Below are 7,308 nucleotides of genomic sequence, written 5' to 3'. Positions count from 1 at the left end.
CCTTTTTTAGCTGCATCATAATCTTTCATATCTTGAACCCATAATTTAGAAGTAATAAATAAATCTTCTCGTTTACAAATATCTTCATCAATAGCTTGTTTAACACCTTTTCCAACAGCATCTTCATTAGTGTATGAAGCAGCTGTATCAATTAAACGATACCCTGCTTTAATAGCTTGATATACAGATTCTTGACATTCTTTTTTATCTGGAACTCTAAAAACTCCAAATCCTAATATTGGCATTTTAATACCATTACTTAATGTTACATATTCCATTGCACTCACCTCGTTATTATTCTTCAAAATTACATTTTGTAGTTGCTAATTTTTGTAATGATTCTTTAGTAACTTGGTAAAATGGCTGATGTTTATTAACAGTAGCAATTAAAGCCATTTCTTCATCAGTTAAAGTAAAATCAAAAATTTCAGCGTTTTCTTTAATATGATCTGTTGATTTGCTACCTGGAACTAATCCAAATCCCATTTGGGTATGCCATCTTAAAATTACTTGTACTGTTGTTTTTTGATATTTATTAGCTAAATTTACAAAAACTTCATCATTCAGCATTTCATCATTACCATGTCCTAAAGGGAACCATGATTGTAAAGCAATATTATGCTCATCACAAAATTCTTTTACAGCTTCTGCTGGATAATAAGGATGACATTCTACTTGCATAACAGCTGGTACTACTTCACAGTTATCTAATATTTCCTGAATTTTTTCTACTGGGAAATTTGATAAACCAATCGCTTTAATTTTACCTTCTTTATATGCCTTTTCTAACATTTTATAAGCATAAATATAGTTGTTAACTGGATGATGTAAAATCATTAAATCCAAATAGTCAACATCTAATCTTTTTAAAGTGTCATCAATTGCTTGATCATTTTCATATAATGTTGGTCCAAGTTTTGTTTCCAAGAAATAATCTTCACGAGCTTTTCCTTTTTTTTAACCCCTTTCCAACTTCTACTTCATTGCCGTATCTATTAGCGGTATCAATAAGCTGATAACCATTATTTAATGCAAAAGCAACGTTATCAATAATTTGATCACCAAACTGATTGATTGTTCCAAAACCTAATTTAGGCATTTTCACACCATTATTTAATATAATATACTCCATTAAAATTGCCAACACGCGATCTAGTGTATATATTTTAGTATTTATAGTTAACTTCAAGTCAACTGATTTTTTATAAAAATATTTTAATTTCAAAATCTGAAAAGTAAAATATCAATAATTTATAAAAGTATAACTTTGATGCATGCTGATTTAATTAATATATTTTATAGCTAAAAAGTATCACGTTAATTTGTGATACTTTTATTAATAATAATTATTTTATTGTAATAATTTATTATATATTGCATAATCTTCATCTTTAAAAACATTAAAAATTACTTTTTCTATTGAAGAATCTTTTAAAAATTCTTTAACTGTTTTAATAGCAATTTCAGCAGCTAATTCTTGAGGAAAATGGAAAACACCTGTTGAGATGCAACAAAAAGCAATTGTTTTAAGCTGATATTGTTCAGCTAACCTTAAACAGCTTTCATAACATGATGCTAAAAGCTGCTCATCTTTTTTACTTACATGACCTCTAATAATTGGTCCAACGGTGTGTAAAATATAATCACACGGTAAATTATAAGCTTTAGTTATTTTAGCTTTACCGGTTGGCTCTAAAAAACCTTGTCTTTGCATCATTTGATGACAATCATTCCTTAATTGAACCCCTGCATAACTGTGAATAGCATTGTCAATACAATGATGCCCAGGAACAAAGCAACCTTCCATTTGATTATTTGCTGCATTAACAATTGCTCCAACTTTTAAACGAGTAATATCTCCTTGCCAAACAATAATATTTTCTTCTACATCATCAAATGATACAATGCCCTTATTTTTATTTTCTTCTTGTAACATTTGATCTTGAACTTTCAAAAATTCTTGTGCTATTGGTTTAGCTTCGCGAATATTCACTAAAGAACGATAAAGCTGAAAAAGTTCATCATGACTCTCAGGCATTTCAATATCAACATTTCTTTCTTTACATAGATATTTGATAAGATAGACTAAACGTTCATTTTGATTCATAATCATCCCTCCAGCTCTAATAATAAATCATTAATAACCTGATCAATATCACCATTGATTAAAATAGCTTGTTTCTTTATTTCATCAGGACAAAAACTTTCACCATAGTTGATACATACATATGTTGCTTTTTTATTACTATTAGTATAATTCCAAAACGGGTATTTAATAATTACTGGTGTATTTTGACCAACCCCTAATTCTAAATATATTTTTTTTAAATCTCTATGTTTATTAATAAAATCATTATATCTAAATTGTCCCTGGTACCAGCCTTCATCTTGGACGAAGGTTTGATCACATCTTAAATTCATAGTCATGAAAGCACCACATTTAGGACAATATGGTATTAATGATGATGGTATTTTTAAATCTTTTTGTTGTAATAACATTTTTTCTACGATTTCTTTATTATCATATGTTTTTTGATGACAAGGCTTAGAACATTGCCATAAGCCATAATCACCTTGGCTGTAAAATAATCGTTTTTTATCAAAACCAGCTTTTTGAAACTGGTGATCTACATTAGTGGTCAATACAAAATAATCTTTATCCTTAACTAACTGTAATAGTTTTTGATAAGTATCTTTAGGGGCATCAATATAACGATTATAATAAATATGTCTTGACCAGTAAGCCCAATATTCTTCTAATGATTCATAAGGATAAAAGCCAGCTGAATACATATCTGTTAAATGATATTTATTAATAAAATCAGAAAAATATTTATTAAAACGTTCACCGGAATAAGTCAATCCAGCTGCTGATGATAAACCAGATCCAGCCCCTATAATAATTGCTTCACATTCTTTTATATGATTAGCTAGATTTTTTAATTGTTGTGAATAATTCAAATACTCATGACCAAACATTACACTTCACCTTTCTTTCATTAAACCTGGATAATTGCTTTTTGTGGACATATTTCTTTACATTTACCACAATGTAAACAGTGTTCCTGCTTAATTGTTACTGGTATTCTAGATATATCGATGCATCGTTGAGGACAAACATCATAACATTTTTGACAGCCATTACAGCTTTTAGATACAAAATAATTATTATCATGGCTTTCTTTTTGGAAAGCAAAACTCTGACGATAAATTGGTTTTTGACTTAAGTCAAAGTACTCACCAGTAAAACTATAGATTTCAAATACTTCCAATACCTCCCTAGCTTCAAGACTAGGATAAATATTTTTCATGTACTCATTATTTTCAAAGATTTCCGCTAATTTATTATGACCGATATTTCTTACCTGTCCTTGTAAAGATATCGCAACAGATGACATAGTATCTTCGCCTTTTAGTCCTGTTAATGCAATATATGGTCTATTCATTAATCTTTGATAAAATGATTTTCCCCGTGCTGTTAAAAAATACAATTTATTATCTTCTACTAACATGATATCAATAGCACATGTATATGGATTTCCTTTATCATCAACAGTAGCTATTATTGTGGTGTGAATTTCTTTTTGTAAGATGTTAAGTATCTCTTGTATTTCCATCTTAAACCTCCTTAATACCTTTTGCTTTTAATTAACTTTTTGATAAACAATTTGATCAAAAACAATCGTTACGACTATCAATAAAGCAGCAACAACATAAAGAACTTGATAACCAAAGAATTGACTAACATAACCCCAAACAACTGCTCCTAATCCATATCCAATATCAAGTCCACAATAATATATTGATGTTGCAAAAGCAAACTGTGATGGATCAACAGTCTGGATAATTCGATAATTGAATATTGGAAAAAGTAATCCCGTTGACAACCCTAATGGAATCGCTAATAAAAATAGTTGAAATTCATTTTGAATGAAAGCTATTAAAGCAATGCTTACTGCCATTATTATTGATAAAATAAAACTTAATTTTTTTAATCCAAATATATTCTGTATTTTTCTTGAAAAAAATCTTGAAATAAAAGTTACGATAGCCATAAGTGTAAAAAATAATCCAATATTGCCAAAATTCAATTCTTTTGTATATGAAGTTAAAAAACTATTCACTGCTCCTTGGCAAAACGTTGCTAAAAAGAATACACAAGCAATAATAACGCCATTATATGATTGATGTTCATTATTTACTTTTTGAGCCTTTGTATTACTTTTTACAAATAATGATAAACCAAATATAACAGCTGAAATAATTAATAATACTGCAAATAATGTAAAAAAGTTAGTATATTTTTCACCTAATATTTCCAAAGCAATTGTTGGTCCAATCGCATTAGCAATAGTATTAGCAGAAGATGTAAAGCCAACTCCTTCACTTAATCTAGAACTAGGTACATATTCATTACTAATAGCAGTGGCACAAGTTAAACTTATTCCAAAACCAAAACCATGAATCATTCTAAAAATAAGAAAAGTGACAATGTCATTAGCTAGACAATAACCTATTGAAGCGATAACCGTTAAACATAATCCAAATATCAACAATACCTTATTACTAAATTTTTCGTTTAACTTTTTAATAAATAATCTAACAAATAATGCTGATATCATAAATACTGTTATCATATAGCCACCCATTACACTAGATGAAGTTAAAACTGTTCCATAAATGGCCATAACAGAATTTAATAGGGCATATCCCATATTAACCCCAAATACTAATAATAGTGAAAATAAGTATTCTTTTGCCCACAATTTTTCTTTCATATTCGCTCCCTCTTTCATTGTAACTATTTTTATTACATCTATAATATAACCTTATTTTGTTGTAATGTCAATGATTACAATAAATAAAATAAAAAAAGTAATCATCTAAGATTACTAATTTCAACCATTATTTTTTACATAATACCTTGTATCATTAATAACATCTTCTAATGTAATAGAGGCTAATTCATTTTCCATAGCTTTTTGAACCCTTAATAATTTATCATCTAAAATACTATGAATATTTTTACCTACTGGACAATTGGCATTAGGATTTTCATGAAAATGAAAAAGTTTACCATCTTCAAGACATTCTACTGACTGAAATATATCTAATAAAGTTATTTGATCTAATGGTTTAGCAATTGTTGTTCCACCGGTTCCTCGCAATACATTAATAAGACCACTTTTTTTAAGTGAAGAAAGTATTTTTCTAATAATTACTGGATTAACGTTAATGCTTGCGGATAAAAAATCACTTGTAATTTTTTGATCTTTTTCAAATGTATCAATACACGCAAATATATGAACTGCAATTGTAAATCGACTTGAAATTTGCATAAATAGCTCCCCTTTCTATGTATATATTATATATTTTTAAATGTAATGTCAATTATTACATTTATAGATATTAATATAAAAAATTTTTTTATTTATCCTATCTAGCATAATAGCTAAATTCTAACCAAAAAGTAACTATAACACAAAAAAGTACCTTCTTAACAAAATAAAAAATTCTAATTAAGATAGTTACTAGGAGGTGAGATAAATGAAATGGTCTACAAATAATGAATATAAAACTATGACATCAGCAAACAAAGTTTTAAAAAATGTATTTGCATCTTCATGTGGTAGTGTTTGTGGTGCTGGTGAAGATGAAAAACCTGAAGAAAAACCTACAGCTTGTGGCAGTGCTTGTGGCGCAGGTGAATAAAATCAATCACCTCATTTCAAAATGATGTGATCTTTAAAAGAAAGGAATGAGGACTATATGAAAGAATATTTTGCTTATCAATGGCATATTACCGACTATTGTGACCAAAGATGTAAACACTGTTATATCTTTTCGGATAATAAAGATCTTAAATTATTAGAAACGCCATATCCACAAATTGAAAAAACTTTAATGATGATCGAAGATATGTGTGCAAAAGAAAATAAGATACCATATATTTATTTAACAGGTGGTCCTATTTTGCATTCTAAATTCTGGTTAATATTAGAATTATTTAAAAAGCATAATATTGCTTTTGCTATTTTAGGTAATCCGTTTCACCTTAACGATGAAGTATGTAAAAAATTAAAATATTATGGCTGTCAAAAATACCAATTATCTTTAGATGGCCTAAAAGATACCCATGATTATTTTAGAAAACCAGGATCTTTTGATATTACCCTAGAAAAAATCAGCTGCTTAAAAAAAGCTAATATTAAAGTTGCAATTATGGCAACTGTTTCTGGTACAAATATTAAAGAAATACCTGATCTTATTGACTTAGTAGTTAAATATAATGTTGATGTCTTTGCCTTTGGTCGTTATTGTCCTACCAGCTTGGAAAAAAGTACTCATATAGCACCTTTGGAATATAAAAATTTTTTAGATATTTGTTGGCAAAAATTTGAACAATATAAAGATAGCCATACTTCTTTTAATCTAAAGGACCACTTATGGACTTTGTATTTATATGAAAAGGGAATTATTACTATCCCTAATGAACTTGATCAAAATACTATTTACGATGGATGTCATTGTGGTAGCCATCATATGACGATTTTACCAGATGGCAAAATTTATGCTTGTCGTAGAATGGAGAGCTATGTTGGAAATATTCAAGAAAAATCTTTATATGAATGGTTCCATGATCAAAAATATGAAAAATATCGCCAATATGAAAATTTTGAAAAATGTAAAAAATGTGAATTGTTTAGATTTTGTCGTGGCTGTCCTGCAGTAAGCTATGGCTATAGCCATAATATGTATGCACCTGATCCACAGTGCTGGAAAGTAATTGATTAAATATTTTTATAAAATTATTAAATTGGAGGTTATAATTATGAATCCAGATGAATTATTAGAATTAATAAAAACGCGTAGAAGCTATCGAACATTTGAAGATAAACAAATTAATGAACAATTAGGAAAAATCAGTCGCCAAGTTGCACACGTAGTCAAAGGTCGATACGTAAGTAAAGAACAGCCAAGTATAATAGATAACCCTGATATTAAAAGTGCCTTATATGGGGCTCCTACAGTAATTACTTTATTAGGTCCAAAAGATTTTATCTTTAGCGAAGCAGATTGTTGTGTTGCTTGTCAAAATATGATGCTAATGGCTCATGCATTGGGACTTGGAAGTTGTATGATTTCACGGGCCGCTTTAACGATGAATAGTGACTTTGGTAAAGCGCTACTAGAAAAAAAGGGAATTGATACTAAAAAAATATCGTGCTTTTTATCATATTATTGTTGGTTATCCAAAAGGGAAAACTGCAATCAAAGAAAGAAAATCACGTATTTATAAATATTAAA

At 28.5% G+C, this 7,308-nt stretch carries 11 protein-coding genes; 3 read left to right on the top strand and 8 right to left on the bottom strand.

Translation table 11 applies throughout. From position 1 onward, the window contains the following. The 8 genes from ABGT36_RS14275 to ABGT36_RS14240 form a co-directional block, all read right to left on the bottom strand. Nucleotides 1-278: aldo/keto reductase (locus ABGT36_RS14275; protein WP_346678609.1), on the bottom strand; the 278-nt coding region annotated here is incomplete at its 3' end. 16 nt (nucleotides 279-294) lie between these two features. After that, complete coding sequence (locus tag ABGT36_RS14270) at nucleotides 295-927, bottom strand: aldo/keto reductase (RefSeq protein ID WP_346678607.1); 633 nt, start codon at nucleotides 925-927, stop codon at nucleotides 295-297. Nucleotides 928-937: 10 nt separating this feature from the next. Then, entirely contained in the window at nucleotides 938-1,099 is a 162-nt protein-coding gene (locus ABGT36_RS14265) for a hypothetical protein (protein WP_346678605.1), read from the bottom strand. 252 nt (nucleotides 1,100-1,351) lie between these two features. Continuing rightward, complete coding sequence (locus ABGT36_RS14260; protein WP_346678603.1) at nucleotides 1,352-2,107, bottom strand: protein-ADP-ribose hydrolase; 756 nt, start codon at nucleotides 2,105-2,107, stop codon at nucleotides 1,352-1,354. A 2-nt stretch (nucleotides 2,108-2,109) separates the two neighbouring features. After that, nucleotides 2,110-2,979 (bottom strand): Sir2 silent information regulator family NAD-dependent deacetylase, encoded by an 870-nt coding sequence (locus ABGT36_RS14255; RefSeq protein ID WP_346678601.1) that lies wholly within the window; start codon nucleotides 2,977-2,979, stop codon nucleotides 2,110-2,112. Between the two features lie 20 nt (nucleotides 2,980-2,999). Next, nucleotides 3,000-3,617 carry a 4Fe-4S binding protein gene (locus ABGT36_RS14250; protein WP_087371185.1) on the bottom strand — a complete coding sequence of 206 codons (618 nt, stop codon included), beginning with the start codon at nucleotides 3,615-3,617 and terminating at the stop codon, nucleotides 3,000-3,002. Between the two features lie 27 nt (nucleotides 3,618-3,644). Beyond that, the gene (locus ABGT36_RS14245) at nucleotides 3,645-4,778 is read right to left on the bottom strand and encodes an MFS transporter (protein ID WP_346678599.1); all 1,134 of its coding nucleotides are present in this window, start codon (nucleotides 4,776-4,778) and stop codon (nucleotides 3,645-3,647) included. A gap of 120 nt (nucleotides 4,779-4,898) precedes the next feature. Further along, nucleotides 4,899-5,339, bottom strand: a complete 441-nt coding sequence (locus ABGT36_RS14240; protein WP_087371177.1) for an Rrf2 family transcriptional regulator — start codon at nucleotides 5,337-5,339, stop codon at nucleotides 4,899-4,901. A 208-nt stretch (nucleotides 5,340-5,547) separates the two neighbouring features. On the opposite strand from ABGT36_RS14240, the gene acgA reads away from it, so the two are divergent. The 3 genes from acgA to ABGT36_RS14225 are packed head-to-tail and all read left to right on the top strand — an operon-like array spanning nucleotide 5,548 to nucleotide 7,300. Beyond that, nucleotides 5,548-5,712 (top strand): ACGX-repeat peptide, encoded by a 165-nt coding sequence (gene acgA / locus ABGT36_RS14235; RefSeq protein WP_300627076.1) that lies wholly within the window; start codon nucleotides 5,548-5,550, stop codon nucleotides 5,710-5,712. A gap of 57 nt (nucleotides 5,713-5,769) precedes the next feature. Next, on the top strand, nucleotides 5,770-6,795 hold the full coding sequence (gene acgM / locus ABGT36_RS14230; RefSeq protein WP_346678596.1) for a radical SAM/SPASM domain protein, ACGX system: 1,026 nt from the start codon (nucleotides 5,770-5,772) through the stop codon (nucleotides 6,793-6,795). 37 nt (nucleotides 6,796-6,832) lie between these two features. Beyond that, a complete protein-coding gene (locus ABGT36_RS14225) occupies nucleotides 6,833-7,300 on the top strand; it encodes a nitroreductase family protein (RefSeq protein WP_346678594.1) in 468 nt (155 codons plus the stop codon). The last annotated feature ends 8 nt before the right edge of the window (nucleotides 7,301-7,308 follow it).

Origin of the sequence: Erysipelatoclostridium sp. An173 (assembly GCF_963931465.1) — a bacterium.
Classification (GTDB): domain Bacteria; phylum Bacillota_I; class Bacilli_A; order Erysipelotrichales; family Coprobacillaceae; genus Thomasclavelia; species Thomasclavelia merdavium.
Note: the sequence above shows the minus strand (reverse complement) of the source record. Positions and strands in the feature narration are given on the sequence as shown.